The sequence below is a fragment of the Flavobacterium sp. LC2016-01 genome, assembly GCF_009711135.1.
Classification (GTDB): Bacteria; Bacteroidota; Bacteroidia; order Flavobacteriales; family Flavobacteriaceae; genus Flavobacterium.
The window spans coordinates 1-17502 of record NZ_WMIC01000004.1 but is presented as its reverse complement, the minus strand read 5'-3'; the positions used below and the strand labels follow the sequence as shown (position 1 = coordinate 17502).

The window sequence follows — 17502 nt, the reverse complement described above, 5'->3', positions numbered from 1 at the left end:
TTAAAAATCTATTAATTGATTTACATCTTTATTACCTAGTAGGACCTCTTTCTCTAGCTTATCTTTCGTGTTTTTTATTAAATTTTGAACTTTTTTAAAAGCATCTTCCTCATCTTTGGCGCTTTCTAAAATTTTATTAAGTTTTTTTGCTAGTGCTTCATCATATTGAGGATGGCTTGCATGACCAGGCATGTCAAACTTCAAACTTTTCTTTTGTAAAGGTATTCCATTATCAATACTGTTAAAATTGAATTCCAAGCCTTTTTTATTCGCCCAAAGCAATAACTCTTGCAACTCTTTATTCGCTTCTAATATATTGACTGGTATTACATGGTGAACTTCGAAATTTAAAGGCTCATCTAAATCATATTTTTTAAAGGTATTTTTGTACCAACTTTCAAAATCTCCCTCTTTTACAATATTTTCGAAATATTTTTTTGCGTAAGCAATACCTTCTTCTGTATTTAATACTTTTCGAATTTTTTTTCTGTTTTTAATAACATCTGCTAATACTTCATCGATATTATTAAATATCTTTTTTACATTCTTGACTTTTTTTATATTTTCAACTAGTTTCTCCGATATTTCAGGTAACTCAGAAATTATTTTGCTTCCTGTAACAACAGTAATGACTGCATTTTCAACTCCTCGTGTCCCTAAATGACTTTTCTTTCCAATATCGACAGTTTTATCAAGAGTTTCCTGCCATTGCTCTGCACTATTACCTGTTGATATATTTAATACTACTTCTCCTAAAATAGGTAAAAAAGTTTTAGGGTCATCACCAACTTGATTTTTAATCTCTATAAAATCAGTATATGCTTTTGTACGAGCTTGCTTATCTACTGCTAAGTCATAAACTAAGACTCCCATAGTAGTCAAGTCTGTAACCTTTGTTGCAACTACCTCTACTGAAGCTGTAACCATTCCTGGCGCATGAATTGTAGTTATGTCCCTAGCACTATCTAAATACGCATTTTCTTCTACTTCACCAGAAGTAATTAAAGTAGTCATTAGACCAACACCATCATGAACTATTTTTACATATTTACTGTTTTGATTAATGTTCATGCTATCACCATCAGCAAAATCTTCATTTTTTGAGTTTAAATTAACTCCCGCTTTTGCTGGCGTATCATCAATTTTTGTGACCTTGTGCTCAGTATTATTTAGAAATGCATTGGCTTTCGTTTCAATGTTTTTTGCAAGTTTTACTAAATCTGCTTTTTTATTCTCAAAAATTGGAAGATTACTTCTAATTCCAACTGCCTGATATTGAAAAACTCCATCTTTATTCTGGGTTATTCGAAGTTTTACATCAACAGCGGTATCAGTCCAATTTCCATTTCTAATATCATCATCACTTAATGGTGTTTTAACTTCCTCTGCATTGTCTCCATTTAATTTATAAACCTTTCCTCCACTTACCAATTCAATTCCTTGGTTATCTCTTGAGTTTCTCGCAATTTCTTTTAAATTACCCGCAATTGTTTTAGGCACATATTCAGAGTAATAACAAGCCTCTAATTCTTTACTGATATTTAAGCGTGTTTGATCATCAACAGTTTTTTTACCTGAGCAAATTTCATCACTAAAGGGATAAACAACATCGCAAGAAACTAAATCGGTATTATTACTAATTACAGCTAATAAATCTTTCTTATTACTGAAAACTGATTTTGTAGCTTCAATCAAATTGGCAAAATCAGATCTATATTTTGCAATATTTTCTGAATTACTTAATAAGTCATCAGTTATAATATCGATTTTTTTTCCTTCTTTTAATGATGCCAATAAACATATATAGGTCTGATTGTTATAAGAAACCTTTCTAAATTCTCCCTTTGAACCATCGAAACCTCCAACTGCTTCCAACTTTTCTCCCGCACATGCTGTACACTTGATAAATGAATCTGTAGCAAGGTTTTTTAAAATCATTATTAAGCTTTCTAAGCCATCTAATGCCAACTCCCCACTCGCCTGACTCTGAAACGCATACAATTTAAACGCAGGATCATTAATTTGTTTCCAATCTTGATGATTTAACAAACTTCCTGAACTGTAATCCATCAATAAATCAGTGCTTTCGCTCGGAGTTTTGTAAACTTCAAAAGGATGTTCCAGCTTGAAGATACCGTGACCCAATTCGTGCGCAGCAATTTTAACTGGAATTTTTTCTAATCCTGATTTGAAGACATAACCAAATTGCCCATTCAAGCGCATATAACCCTGCTGTCCAGTACTCGAGGTCTTATTTGTTACAAAAAGCACATAAGTTGGAGCTTCAGACTTATAAATGGTCAGATACTCATTATTAATACTTTGCTGTTCTGAGCTGTAAGTAGAAGTCAGTGTATTTTTTTCAGTCTGAATGGTTTTTCCTGATACAATTTTGCTAATATTAAGAGCAGACTTTCTGTCAAAATTAATTTTGATTGCTACTTTATTATAAATTGCTTGAGTGTTAGCACTAATTTCATCCAGTGTGGAAGCCGAAACATCAGTATCTAAAGGAACTAAAGCCACATTCACCTCTCTTGGCGTAAGATGTACCAGCACAAAAGCGCCAATTACCTTCCACTTATCGCCTTGTTTGATGGTTGCCAAGATCTCTTCCTGCCCATAAGCCATGCTGCCTTTAACAGTTAATACAAAGGTATTATCACTCAAGTCAGCCTTAATCGCTGCTCCATTTTCTGTCTTGAAAACAATGTCTTTGATCTTTATCTCTTCATCTGTGAGCGTAACTACTGCTATTACTGTATCGGTATCTCCATTAGCTACTGCCTTGTAAGGCAAAGCAACGCCATCTACTTTTTTGTAGAGCTTTTCTATATTGGCGGCTGCGTTGGGTGGCAGTACATCAAAAGCATATTTACCTCCGCTAGAAAAGGCAATCGTAACTCCTTTAGCAGTGAATGAGGTTACTTTTCCGTTATTATCTACTCCATCTGTATTTGCAGGTGTAGGTTTTCCGGCTGCGGCTGCAAGTTCACCTGCATTGGTTCCGTTTCCATTTTTGTCTACATGATACACGGTACCAGCTGCATCTGTAATTACGGTATTTTTCCCTCCTGGTATGGTAATTTGCTCTCCATTTTTACCATTTACCAAAATATCCCCATTTGGATTGATTACAATATCGCTGATTTCAAATGGAACAGTTTCTTTTACGTTTCCGTCAGGACCTGAACCTGTAAAATCTTCTACATCGACAACATTCTTCCAATCTGGATTATAGCTGGTCTCTACAACACCGCTGATCAATTGGTAATCGGTATTGATCAAAATGTTTTTAAACTCAACTGCAATTTTGGTATCGGCCAAATAAGGCACTATAATGTAACCACGACCTGAATAAGGGCTGTGTTCTTTTTCTAATTCTAAAACCGTTACCGGAAAATCTCCCGCCTTAAAAGTTTCACTTTGAATTAAGTTATTAAGCGGTTTTTGATTTTCAATATTAATTTTAGGTATGATGCCGCAGTTGTAAGCCGGAACGCCATTGGCCTGTGTAGGCGTTGTAAAAGTGCTGATTCCAGAATAGGTAAACGATTGGACGCCTTCGGAAACGGGATCACAGCTTGATCCAACTCTAAATTGGTAAGTAACCCCAGGCTCTAAATCTGTGATTAAACTTTGTGTATTTAAACTATTTGAGGAGAACCACCTTGCATTTGCAACGTCCTTCTTTTTATATTGCAGTTGATAACGTGTATGTTCCGGAATTCCTTCCCAGGTAACTTTTACACTTTTAGGTCCTTGTGCTTCGCTTAATAAAAAAGTTGGAGCTGCACAGGAGGCTGTATACTTAAACGAATATATTTCACTGTATCCATCATTTTTAAATACTGCATTTTCCGAAAGTCCAGTAGTTGAAATCGCACGCACACGCCATGCATAACGCATTCCGGGTGTAAGTATAGGCATGCTTACATTATAAAGCAACGCAGTGCCAAACAACGTTTCTTCATGTAAAATGGGAGCCATCTGGAAGCCAATCTGCGGATCTAAGGTTGGATCTAAAAGCTGTTTTAATTCGAATTTATACGATATATTCGAGGCATTAATCTGGCGCGGTGTCCAGGTAAAAAGTATATTAGGAAAATCAGTTGAGGCAATCTGTTCGTTTCGTTGTGGCGTATTTAATAACGGAGGATCATTTAAAATCAAGTATAAACTCGCACAGCTTTTTTGAGATATTTTTTGATTGGTTACAAAATCATACATCTCAAAACAAAAATTGTACATGCCTTCCGGAAGTGCATTGGCATATTGTGCGGGAGAAATTCCCTGCAGGTTTTCGAGCCTAAAAAGTGCTGCAATATCAGTATTAGTCAACGTCTGTAATTCTCCTCCATTTATAAAAATGGGGCGCTGTCCCTGAATAAAATCGGTACTTTGTATATTGATTCCGTTACCTTGTATGTACAGTTTTAATCGCACCTGCCTCTGCGAAATTGTAATATCATTGGGGTTGATCAGCAACTGCATTTTAGTATCCATGCTGGTTGCGTACTCACTTATTTTTACGCTGTACGGACTATTAAAAATTGGCGATAACTGAACTGGATATAATTGTGCATATCCAGTTGCGCCAAAAAACAGCAACAGAACAAATAAGTATATTTTATTAAGTAGGTTCTTCATTTTTTAATAGATGATAATTTTTTTAACAAGCGTTTGCTGAGCTGTTTCAAGGACTAAAACGTACATACCGGCAGCTAATGAAGTACCAAAATCAACTTCGTACTTTTTCTTTCCTGATTCTTTTTTCTGAATCATTGTATTTTGCCCTGTTGTCGAAAACAATCTTAAATTAATTGGACTGTTATTTTCCAAAGTGACAATCGCTTTAAAGTTTCCATCGTTTGGATTTGGGGTTACTATAAAACCAGTTATAAATTTTGAGGCATTTTCAGTATTAGGAATACCGCTTCGCTCTTCGACTGTAATGTTTTTATTGTAAATCGCGTAACAATCACCTTGAGTTTGCTTTAAACCAATAGCATAAACTCCCGTTTTTTCGAATTTTAGTGTAATGTATTTATCTTGCTTTTCTACTATTTTTACTCCATTAGGAATGATCCATTCTGTATTTTCTCCGTAAGGATTACTTGTATTTACTAAAATAACTTCTTCGTCTAAATAAGCTTGAGAGCTCAATAAAAATTCGGAACTAATTATAGCCTGGCTTGTTTTAATTACGATTTCATCTTCTATGATACATCCTAATCCTGAGATGGCTTTTACATGATAGGTTCCTGCCTTTGACAAACTTACTTTAGCTTCGCTTGCAGTAAATCCGTTTGTAGAGGTCCATAAATATTGTGCTTTTTCATCTGCAATTGCTGCGTTTAGCTCTAAAGCCTGATCGTTGCATAATGTTCTGTCTGGTCCTAAATCGATCGTTATTTTATTTGGGTTTACAAGAACAAACTTCTTTTTGTACACGCAGCAATCTGGGCAAGTTATGGTTACTTCATAATTTCCTGCTTTGAGTCCCGCGATATCTTTTGTTGAATCTCCTGTATTCCACTTATAAGTATAAGGTAAATTTCCTCCTGAAACAGTAAGCTGAATTGCACCATCATTTCCATCAAAACAAGTTGGATTTTTGAGTTTTTCGGCAGCCATAACTCCGTTTGGATCACCCACAAAAATGCTTCCTTGCACCACACAGCCTTTTGCATCGGTAACTTTTACAAAATAATTATTTGAAGTTAAATTTTCTATTCGTGCAGTTGTGGCTTCGTTTGTCCATTCATAAGTATAAGGTGAAGTACCTCCTGATACTTGCGCTTCAGCCCAACCATCATCTCCTGTGGTACACCCTACATCCAGCTTAGTAAAAGCTAGCTTTAATTGGGCTGGTTGTGGCATATTTTGCGTAATATCAATTTCTTTAACCAAAGTATTATTGACATATGTGCCCAATTTTATACCATTGGCATCTTCAATATTTAAAGCGTAAATTCCATCAGACAAATTTTCAGCTGTTTCATCATGATCGTTCCATGAAGCCCATGAACCGTCTTTTTGTTTTTTCTTCCAAGTATAATAGTACAATAATCCCTTATTTTTAGTGGCTTCTAATGGAATTCCACCTTTAACTCTCGCAACAAGAATACCATCTTGAGACTCATCACGCTGTTTGTCTAGCGGAGAGACATCTGCCTCATTTCCAAATTCATTATTTACATTGCAAGATATCGTTCGAACAACCTCTAAAGTAACTTCAAGCGGATCTGGATCATCTAAAGCTGTAACCGAATTTATCATCGTACAGCCTGTTTTATTAACTGCATCTACATAATTAGCGTCACGAATGGTCAAGCTATAGGTATCTTCAGGAACTCCATTTAGAGTAATGGTATAAACGCCATTATTAAATTGAGCTGTGATAGACGTTTGTTTAATTCCTTTACTGTTTTTCCATTCAAACCAATAGGTTTTGTCTGAAAAAATAGTACCTCCTGTAATTTCAGCTACAATTTTTCCATTGGTAGCCTTATAAAAACTCGGATTAAGCACTTCCGTATATTTAATAGAAAGCGGCGCTTCCGGTTCTGAAATCGTAATGCTTTGCTGGGTAGTACATCCTCTAAAATCGGTTACATAAACGGTGTATTTGCCCTTTTTCAAAATAGTATTTTCAGCAATCTCTACCCCATTCGACCATATGTAAGTGTATGGACCTGTCCCTCCTGCACCTTTTGCAGTTGCCCAGCCATCATTTCCTCCATTACAAAAAACATCTCCTTTTGTTATCGTTACAACTAATTTTAAAGGTTGCTTCATCGGTTGTATAGAATCTTTTGCTGTCCAGCTACCATTTACATAAGTGCCTAATATAATTTTATGGCGATCTTCTACATTTAAAGCATAATTCCCATCTGAAAGGTTTGTTGCAATCGAATCTTTGATCGTTTCGAGATCTTTCCAAGTACCATTTGGCTCTTGTTTTTTCCAATGGTAAAAATAAGGCAAGCCTTTATTGTCATTGTAAAATAAAGTTGTACCGCCAGTTACGTGTGCGATCAGCATTCCATCCTGCGACTCATCGCGCTGCCCGTCACTCGGACTTGTATCTTTTGCGCTGCCAAACTCATTACCCGAATTACATGAAATTTCTTTCCTTTCAAAAGTTACTTTTAAAGGTTTTGGCTCGTCAAGTTCTTTTTGAGAATCAATAATAGAACAATATTTAATCTGACCTGCTATGTCACGATAATTTTCGTCTGTAACTGTCAAAGAATAAACAGAAGCAGGAAGCCCCTCAAGCGTTAGAATAACTTTATGATCTGCATCACCTTTTTTGCCAACAATTTCTATACTCGGAACTAGTTGTGTCTTATCTTTATTTATCCATTTAAAATTGTATGAATCATTTGTGTAAGGTGTTCCTCCAGTGATCTCAGCTACAATTTTTCCATTTGCTCCCCCAGCAAAAGTGGGTGGTGTAACTTCTAGATATTTTAATGCTAATGGTGCTGTTGGCCCGTCTATTATAATACTGTCTCTTACAAAACATCCTTTCTTGTTATCTACGGCCTCAACATAATATTTGCCCTTTATTAAATCTTTTATTTCGGCATTCTTGATTTTTATATTATCTGGCAAATACCAAGTGTAAGTATAAGTAGATTTGCCATCTTTAATACTCGCTTTTGCCCAGCCATTTGTACCTTCAAAACACGATACATTTCCAGAGGTAAACACTATTTTCATCTCATCTGGCTCATCAATTGGAAGTTCAACTGCTATTGGTGTTTGTTCTGTTAATGTGTAAGTACCATGCATAATTCCGTTGGCATCTGTAACATTGACAGAATAAAGTCCTTTGGAACGATCCGAAACAATTGAATCTTTTTCTTCATCTAAATCATCCCAGTTGCCAGTAGCTTCATTTAGTTTCTTCCAAGAAAAATAATAAGGCAATCCTTTATTTGTTTTTGTATCTAATATTTTTCCGCCTTCCGCCAAAGCAACCAAACTTCCATTAGATGCTGATGCCTTATTTGAACTGCTTTTTTCTCCAAGATTAGCAGAGTTACAAGAAATAGCCTGTCTTATTTTTAGTCTTAATTTAATTAGATCGGGCGCTGTTAAAACTTGAGAAGATTCAACAATAGAACATCCTGTTTTATTAGATGCAGCGGCATAATTCTTGTCCATTACTGTTAATTTGTAATTTCCAGCAGGTACATCCTCTAATGTTAAATTATAAACTTTATTAGCAGCATCATATTTCCCAGTTGTTGCTAGTTTATTTCCCAAATTATCTGTCCATTCAAAATTATATGATTTATCATCATTTGGAGTTCCACCTGTTATTGAAGCAACTATCCTTCCATCTGATGCTCCAAAAAAAGTAGGGTCTTTTTTGTCTGTATATTTTAATGCTAATGGTACTAAAGGTTCTGTTATTGTTTCTGACAAAACTTTAGCTTTATTATTTAGCATTGCAATACAATCTTTCTTGTCTTTTACAATTATACTGTAAGTAATTGATGGTTTTGTAATAGGAAATAATCCTTTTAAAATTTCTTTTGTACTTTTTGAGTCTGTAAAAGGAATCCAGGTAGTTCCATTATTTAATGAATATTGGTACCCTTCTTCACTTCCTCCTGATGCATTAATTGTCAGTGTACCATCTGCGCTTCCATAACAATTAACATTAGTACTGCTTAAACTAAAATCTACAGGTGCAGGTGAATCTATATTGAAAATATAAGGATTTGCCTCAGTATGCGGAGATCCTGTATTTGATCCGTTAATAAATCCAGTAAATGCAATTCCATATTTTCCTTTTGCAAAATCACAAGGAAACTTATAACTATTTGTTCCATCAAGAGAAATTTCGTCGTCTTGCTGTGATGAACAAACTACTGACTGCCACTTTTGCACAGCTTCATCAAACTGTCTAATACTAAAAGTAATTTTTTCACCATCAAATAATGGTCTGCTGAATTTCAGAGTCAGCTTACCATCCTGAGTATCAAAGCATTTAGTTTTTTCTTCTGCCTTTGTGACTATTTCAGGAGCAGATTGCCTAATGATGTAAGTAACAATTGGAGAAAAAACATCACATGCTTTTTGTCTAAAATAAATTTGTCTTCCATGATATTTTCCAGCATCTTCGCCTAATATTTCTTTGGCATTAGTTGTAATACTTGATTTACCATAAAATTTGTCCATATCAGCCCAGCTATCTGGATCTAAAAAATCAAATGAATATTGCCAATTATACTCAGACTCAGCAAATCCTGTATGAGAATCTATCGTTATTTTTTTTTCAGTTGGTAATTCATTGCCTGATCCTTTATCTAAAATAACAAGAATTGGGCGAACTTTAACATTAAAAAACGAGCTTGCTAATCCGTCCCCAGAATTTTCTACATTCTTAAATTGTTTAAATTCAAAATTATAATCAAAGCAACGAAACTTATTTGTACTATAAATTCTCCCGCTATTATGAGGCCTGTTCCCGTTACAAGATTGTCTGTCATATCTTGAGGCAGAAAAAAACATTGACACCGGAATTTTATCTGCCTTAAATGTATTTTTTTTATCAGCATATTGCGTTGTTGCTCGATCATCTGTATAAGTAATGTCCAGAACCTTTCGATTATCAGCCGGAGTACTAAATTCAAGAGTAACAGACGCTGCTCCGCAATTATGATGTTCATCTCCATAAGCCCAGCCATTAAAAACAATTTCATACGAGCCTATTGGCGGGGATTGAGCAAATCCTAATCCGGAAATCAATACAATTATCAATAAGTAAATCTTCTTCATAGGCATTAATACACAACGGTTAAAACTTCTTCTTTTGCCGGATTGTTGCTTTCCAGATTCGGAATCAGATGGTACTCGTATTCCATGTTTATTTTTAAACTCTTATCTTCTAATGTAAAAACATCACCATTTAATTCTCTCCATAATGTTGGTGGTGTCCCTTTTACATTTTTATAAATGCTCATTCCCAAAACCTTATCTTTATTTTTGATATAATCCCAGCTTAAGATGATTTTCTTATTTTCTCTATCTGCAATCCCCTGCAGGAAACTAATTGTCTTTACAGGTGTAAAATCTAAAACCGTTACAGTTACGGTAGAATGCTCTAAAGAAGACCACAGATTACTTTTATCACGAGCCACAATAGCATACTGGTACACTTTCTTGTTCTGTACCCTGTCATCTGTAAATTCCTGGATGGTATCGTTAATTGACTTAATTTCCAGCCATTTTTCCTGACCTTTTTCGCGTCTTCTTAAGCTGTAACCCGTAACATCTTCACTATAGCTTCGAATCCATTTCAAGGTAACTTTTCCGTCCTTGCTGTCATAATCTTTGAAAATGGGTGCCGCAGGCGGAATCTTGTCTGGTTTATCTAAAACTAAAACATCTGACGGATCTGAAACATTGAATCGCATGTCTTCTGCAGCGATCTTGTAGTATACTTTGCTATTGGTCATTTTCAGACTAACGCTGTCTTTATAATCATTTCCTACATACGATTGATGGTAAATATCAACAAACTCTTCGTCTGCATTATTTGCTTTTAAAATTCGGTATCCTCTTAAATCTTTTTCTTGATTAGGTTTCCATTTTAATCGCACAATTCCCAAACTGTCAATGACACCTTCTAGACCTATAGGTTTAGATGGAGGTATAGAATCGATAGGTTGCACAAGCATACTTTGAGACGTCAAGCGCTGATTATTTTTTCCTATTACTGCTATTGTAAAATAGTTGGACGGATATAAACCTTCTTTATAATTTAATTTTCGTTCAGATGGAGGAATGATTTTAGAAATCACTTTGTAAGGACCTCTATCATTATCTGCAAGATTAATTTCAAATCCTTGAATCAAGTCTTCTGATTCTTTTGGATAATCCCATTCTAAATTGACTTCATTAGAGTTGATAATAACATAGTCCATTAATCGCGCAGGAATCGAAATAGAGGAAACACCTTTTGCAGTAATAGGTTTGCTTACTTCACTTTTTTCTCCAAATGAAGAAATCCCAAATAATCTATAATGATATATTTTGTCATTTACACTCAGTGTATCAACATAGTACATTGTTTTAGATGGACGGTCTGCTTTATCATTTAAGTTGACAAGCGGAATTTTTGAAACAGGTGTAAAATTGATTCCATCATCTGATTTTTCTACCATAAAAGAACTATATATTCTTTTAAAAGTTTCATAATCCCAGGAAAGAAGAACTTTTTTATCATCGGGAATTGCCATGAAATCAGTTGGTGCAGGCAAAACGCTATAATCTTTCAAGCCAATCATATAAGATGATTTTTTAACCTTAGGGGTTTCAAAAACAGCTACTTGATAAGCATAAACCTCGTTTGTTTTTACAGTTGTATCAACAAATCCCCAGCCCGCTTTTACGGCTGCTGTAAAACTCATATCAGCCGCATATAAGGCAAAAGTATAGCGCTGATCCAGTTCATCAGCCATATTTATTATTCTGGAAAGTTCTCCTTCTTTTGCCCCCGTAACATCAAAACTTTTTCCGTAAATAGACTGCGCTATAACAGCTGCATAATTGTCTTTTTGAATCAGGTCCATCCAGGAATCCAGCACTTCAGGACGCAAGGGCTTTGGGGTTAATAAGACTTTTTCGAGCTTAGGCACAACTTTTCCATCGCGCAGCACCGTTACTCTATTAATTACAAATCCTTTTGTATTGGCTTTCTGCCATTCTATAGCAGAATTGACAGCCCAACGAAGGACTATTTTGTCTTTTTGTGCTCTCGCATTGACCATTACAGTTGCGTCTTTGGTCTGAGAATAGGCAATACAGGTCAATAAAACAAATAAGGCTAACAATTTAAATTTAGACATGGGGATGTAATCAATTTTTTGTTAAAAAAAACCAAAAGTAATACTTGTTATTTAACTTACAAATAAGTTTTTTCAGCATTACTATAAAATTCAATAAATTAATTATTAAGAAAATTATGAAGCAAAAATACTTGGTCTAATTTTTAAATCCTTACGGTTTTCCACATCTTATAGATAATTTAACCTCAAACTCATCTGAACGACAATGAATTTTACGAATAAAATCGTATAAGTTCTTTCTAGAATACATCAGCATCAAAAAAACAAGTCAAACTATTAAATTTACAACTTAGATTTTTATGAGTAAAAATTTGTATTTACAAAGAACCCCATCTTGATAAGGATGGGGTCTTCATGCAAAGTGCATAATATAAACTATACCATTAAAATTTAGGTACCACTTCTTTTTGGGGCAAAATTAGGGTTATTCCATCTAAAGTGCTTAGTATCTTTTAAAGATTTATCCTCCTTTTTATCATTACTATCTTCAAAATTAATTAACACATCAGTCTTAGTTTCTAATGCGAATACAATACCTTGAGTTGAAATTATATTAATTTCTTTCTCACTAAATCCGTTAGCAGATACCTTAATGGTTACAGGCTCAGGCGTTGGTAATGGCATACTTTTTTTAGTATCCGGAAGCTTAACAACTATCTTCATTTTTGACTTCGCAGCAGTATTTTGTGCTGCATATGTACCTGGTTCCAATAATGAAACAGCATAGATATCTCCAGGGCCTAAAGCTTTTGAATAAAAAACACTTTTTGATTTTTCTTGTACTTTTTGATGTAATTTAAAATTAAAATCGGCAAGTTCCATTGAAGTATAAAGCACAATATAACCTTCCGTTTTTAAACGATATTCAGGAATACCATTATCTTTTGATCTGCTAGCCGCATGATGCTCTGTAAAATCGATGTTCAACTGTGTATCAGACGCATCATTTGTACAGGTAATGAGTATCCTTCTAAACAACTGTCCCGCAATATATAATTCACCTGAATAAGTGCCTTCCTCTTGGACTGGATGTATAATAGAACCTAATATATTAGGAGTATGACTTTTAAATTCCTTTAATTTAAATATGGCTGTATTAAATGCATTTGTTTTCATAATAAGTATTTTTTAGGCTATTATAGCGTTTATATCTGCGGAAAGCACCATTTCCTCATCGTTAATATTAACCTGAAGTTTTTCAATCGGGATTTTAACAGGGATAAGATTTACTCCGTTTTGTAATGAATAAGGCAAAATAGGATACGGATCTTCTAACTCATATAAAGGGTATTTGCTGGCAAAATAATTAGCCACTTCCGTAGCGATCCAATTAAATAACCCTAGGCTCGTTTGCAATAAATTAGATAACCATTCTATAATATCGTCGCCTATATCAAGCAACTGGCGTATAAACCAAACAAATCCGCCTAGAATTGCTTCTATAATACTCCTTGCCCAACCGGGAAGCCAACCGAAAAGTCCATTTAAAATATTTTGAATGGCATGATCTAAAATATTACCAACTGTGTCTGCAATATCAATTAAGTCAAAATCAAGCCAAACGGCATTAATGAACAATTTCCATTTATTAGGTTTGTCATGGTCTTCAGCATCGAGATAATTCCAAGCTGGCAGTCTACCGGGATCAATGTTGTAAGTTATTTTAGGCTCAAAACCACCAGATATTTCACTGCGGATTAATCCATCTAGGTTTATAGGTATTGAAATGTCCGGATTACCAGCAAAAAAAGTTATTACTGGCAGTCGCACTGCGCATCCCCAAGGTGTTGGAAGAATACACCAGCCACCAATTCTAATTGTAGGTATATCAATCCCCAATGTCAGATTTAACGGATCATATTCAATATCTATTTCGTCAAGACGAATTGTACCATTATTTTGCAAATCTATTTTACCATCAACAATTTTTGCTCCTGCATTTATTTGAGCAGAAAATGGGCCTGCATTGTAAGTATTACTAAAAACAGGATGAAAATTATTGGCTGCTGCAATAAATAATTTATTGACAGCTTTTTCTGAAACGGCTATTTTAATATGTGACATAAGTATTAAGTTTAAAATAAGTTAAAAAATAATGCTATCTCATCATTTTCAATTGTGGGATTGAAAGGCACCGCAGCACTTATAGGTGTAGGAGCTATGCTAATTATATTTGCTATATTGAATGCCAGCACCTCCATGGCAATTTTAGCTTTTGGAAGAATGCCAAGTGTCAATAATGTTTTTAAATAACATTCTAAGCTATTTTCAAGACCGTCGGGTTTTATATCCACAATTTCTAATCCTGACAGATTAATTTTTAAATATTCTTTACCTGAAATTATTTTGCGATCAATAGATCCTACAGCAAATAATTCCAAGCAAAAACAATTTAATTTATCAGTAGGCAATGCAACGATGGGTGGTTTCGGTTGATTTTCTTTTCTGTTATTTTTCACATCATAATGATCCTGTTTATCTCCATAATCAGCAATAAATTGCTTGTCAGGACATCCAATACCACCGCAAACTTTCAATCGCAAAGCTATCTTTTGTTTCTCTAATGGATTTAATTCGGGAGGAAGTCCGAACAAATTTCCAGGGTGAAAATCAATTTGGAATTCACTAAACTGAAACATAAAATTTAAACCCACAGGCGGATCTGTATTAAAAATAGGTAATGGGGACTCAACAGTTATAAGAGGGTTACCACGTAATAATACAACAGGGTTAGCAACTATTTTATGGCACAACTTTTCTAAACCTCTTGGAGTAGTAAAGTATTCAGTTCCATAGTTAAATAGTGAAGGTCGTTGTTCCATGAAGTGCTTGGCAATTTGATTAAAGCCATTTTCATGAACACTAAAAAACAAATCGGAATTTTTAGTTAAAGGCATGGTTCAAATATTATATAGATGAAAATATTTTAAATAAACAATTATAGATTTCTTAAATAAGAATTTTAAAAAGAAAAGCATATAAAATCTTTAGTGAGATGATATCTTAACTATATTAAATCTTAAGTTACACGGCAGTTTCAACTACAAACTTTATCTGTAAACATATCATCTGACGAAAAAAAAAGATGATTGTTGAATTCTTAATTGAGGTAATTCCGCCTAAATCTTCCAATTCCTCTGAGCAAAATCTTTTTCATAGTTATATTTTAAAGTTTCTATAACTCTCAATTAAGCTAGCTTGATAAAGCAACTTCTATTGCTGCTAATGATCGATCAATAAGTTTATCTAAAGACTTTCCTAATGGCGTTCCGTCTTCGGACAATATTGCAAGTCTTTCCGCAAAACCAAGATGAAAATCAATGAACCAATTTGGATGTGGTATTGGTTCGCGATAAGAAACCCATGGTGGCAATTTAATTTCTCTGGGAGCAGTTGGACACCATTCATCAAGATCAGCTAGTATTTGATCAATACCGTGACCAAATTTGTTAGCAAGCCAGACAGCATGTATAATATCTGCTGCAATTACAGCTCCTAGCTCATGTGGAGGAAGTGGTTGAGGATTAAGTGCGGCATTAGCAAGACGCCCTTGTGGTCCACGAGGAATCACATCGTAAATAGCCGGATTACGTTTACCGATAATGGCAAGCAAACGTGCGTTCAGTGCGAGATTTGATTTCATAATTCATAGTTTTAATTGTATAATAATGTATTCATTTAGGGAAAGTTGCAGTAGATTTTTTCTCTTTTATAAAGCAAAAAAAATTAGACATCCACAAAATGCTAAGACAAAAAAAGTACATGAATGCCTATCTATTGTTATTATAGAGGCTTTTGCAGAATAGAAATAAATGCTTGGCAGATATTCAAAAATGAAGAAATAAAAAGTATAAGATAATCCTCGAAAAAAAAAACTAAGGCTTTTTGCGACTAACTGTATTTCATTGTAATATGAAAAAGTTAAATATCGTTTGATAGAATGTTTTGGATTGGCTTTGAAATTAAAAAGGAGTAGGAATCGAATTTCTAATTAAAATAAAAATGCTTTTCAATAGTATAGGCATTTTAAATATTAATTATAATAGTATCGGCAATGATTAAGTTCAATAAGACTTCATATATATTCTGAATAATATAATATGAATTTTCTTTGACACAACAAATGTAAATTGTTTTAAGGATAAAAAAACAAGTATAACTACCTGTTTTTCAGAATAATAAAATAAACATATAACAGTTTTAATGTTCAACTTAAAAGGCAATAAAATAGTAGAACTTCTAGTGGGCGTTAAAAAAACGAGATATAACCCAAGAAGTAATGACAAACCGTCTTGCCATGAAGCAACCTGCTTACAGTCGAAAAGAATGAGGTGTAATTGAGATAACGAAGGAAGAGAATGGAGTAAATAATCTTCAATGCATCATAGAATCTGAAAATATAATATTGCGCCATAGTAAACGAAATTCATTTTTAAAAATTATTGCTATATTTATATATGAGAAAAATTTGCTTCTATATCAGCTTATTGCTTTTATCCTTTACCTCAATTTTTGGGCAGAACCTAAAAGTAGTGGACAGTATCCCTGTGGATACTGTTAAGAATATAAGGTTCAATTACAAGCAGCTTATCATTCCAGGCGTATTGATAGGATACGGATTTTGGGGAATTGAAAGCGGACAGATCAAAAGTTTTAATTTTCAGATTCGTGATGAAATAACCGAAAATATTGATCGCAAAGTTAGCATTGATGATTTTACCAGATATGTTCCGGCAGTATCAGTCTACGCATTAAATGCATTTGGAGTAAAAGGCAAGAACAATATGAGAGACCGATCTGTAATTTTAGCCACTTCTACCATTTTTACCGTCGTAACTGTGTTTGGACTGAAATCTATAACCAATGTAGAACGTCCTGATGGTACCTCCAATGATTCTTTTCCATCGGGACATACTGCTATTGCTTTTGCAGGAGCCGAATTTCTTTATCAGGAATACAAGGATAAATCAATATGGTACGGGGTTGCAGGTTATGCAATTGCCACTGGAACAGGAATTTTTAGAATGTACAATAACAGACACTGGCTTACCGATGTGGCCGCTGGGGCCGGTATAGGTATACTGAGTACTAAAGCTGCTTATTGGCTGAATCCTTATATTACCCGAAAATTATTTGGTAAAAATGCTGAAAAAAAATCTACTTCATTTTTAACACCTTCTTATAACGGAAAAGAATTCCTGATTTGTTATGCAAAAACATTTTAATAAAAAAGTGATGCAATAATTTCATAGTTTGATTATTACATTAATTTATTTTACAGCTCTTAAATAATTGGTACTCTAAAGTAGCCGATTATATTATAAATTCATACGAAGCGCTTTAATAGTATTTATGGCGTTTCCCTTCGGGCCGGGCGCTGCGCTGTATCTTTTGCGGAAGGCTTTTCAGTTTAAAAAAGATGTCCACGTTCCCGCAAAAGGATGCCGCTTCGATCCCTGACGCGGTTCAGGGCAAGATAACGTTTTGGTTTTCAAAAGAATCAGAACCAGCCAAAACTTCTGTAAAACAAAAAACCCCGTTTCATCAGAAACAGGGTTTTCAAAAGAAAGGCGACGACATACTCTCCCACATAACTGCAGTACCATCTGCGCAGGCGGGCTTAACTACT

9 protein-coding genes are annotated in these 17502 nt (G+C 34.5%); 2 read left to right on the top strand and 7 right to left on the bottom strand.

Annotation, left to right across the window (positions count from 1 at the left end; all coding sequences use genetic code 11):
* The 7 genes from GKZ88_RS09485 to GKZ88_RS09455 form a co-directional block, all read right to left on the bottom strand.
* Positions 1–4650: an AHH domain-containing protein gene (locus tag GKZ88_RS09485; RefSeq protein WP_155102138.1), complete on the bottom strand. Its 4650-nt coding sequence runs from the start codon at positions 4648–4650 to the stop codon at positions 1–3.
* A gap of 3 nt (positions 4651–4653) precedes the next feature.
* Positions 4654–9801: a T9SS type A sorting domain-containing protein gene (locus GKZ88_RS09480; protein ID WP_196216465.1), complete on the bottom strand. Its 5148-nt coding sequence runs from the start codon at positions 9799–9801 to the stop codon at positions 4654–4656.
* A gap of 5 nt (positions 9802–9806) precedes the next feature.
* On the bottom strand, positions 9807–11873 hold the full coding sequence (locus GKZ88_RS09475; protein ID WP_155102136.1) for a fibronectin type III domain-containing protein: 2067 nt from the start codon (positions 11871–11873) through the stop codon (positions 9807–9809).
* A 390-nt stretch (positions 11874–12263) separates the two neighbouring features.
* Positions 12264–12989 carry a hypothetical protein gene (locus tag GKZ88_RS09470; protein WP_155102135.1) on the bottom strand — a complete coding sequence of 242 codons (726 nt, stop codon included), beginning with the start codon at positions 12987–12989 and terminating at the stop codon, positions 12264–12266.
* A 12-nt stretch (positions 12990–13001) separates the two neighbouring features.
* Complete coding sequence (locus tag GKZ88_RS09465) at positions 13002–13937, bottom strand: hypothetical protein (RefSeq protein WP_155102134.1); 936 nt, start codon at positions 13935–13937, stop codon at positions 13002–13004.
* Between the two features lie 11 nt (positions 13938–13948).
* Entirely contained in the window at positions 13949–14770 is an 822-nt protein-coding gene (locus GKZ88_RS09460) for a hypothetical protein (protein WP_155102133.1), read from the bottom strand.
* 296 nt (positions 14771–15066) lie between these two features.
* Positions 15067–15516: a hypothetical protein gene (locus tag GKZ88_RS09455; protein WP_155102132.1), complete on the bottom strand. Its 450-nt coding sequence runs from the start codon at positions 15514–15516 to the stop codon at positions 15067–15069.
* A gap of 814 nt (positions 15517–16330) precedes the next feature.
* On the opposite strand from GKZ88_RS09455, the gene GKZ88_RS09450 reads away from it, so the two are divergent.
* Positions 16331–17098 carry a phosphatase PAP2 family protein gene (locus GKZ88_RS09450; RefSeq protein WP_155102131.1) on the top strand — a complete coding sequence of 256 codons (768 nt, stop codon included), beginning with the start codon at positions 16331–16333 and terminating at the stop codon, positions 17096–17098.
* A gap of 194 nt (positions 17099–17292) precedes the next feature.
* Positions 17293–17502, top strand: a 210-nt coding sequence (locus GKZ88_RS22465; RefSeq protein ID WP_230392493.1) for a hypothetical protein, incomplete at its 3' end; no start/stop codon positions are given.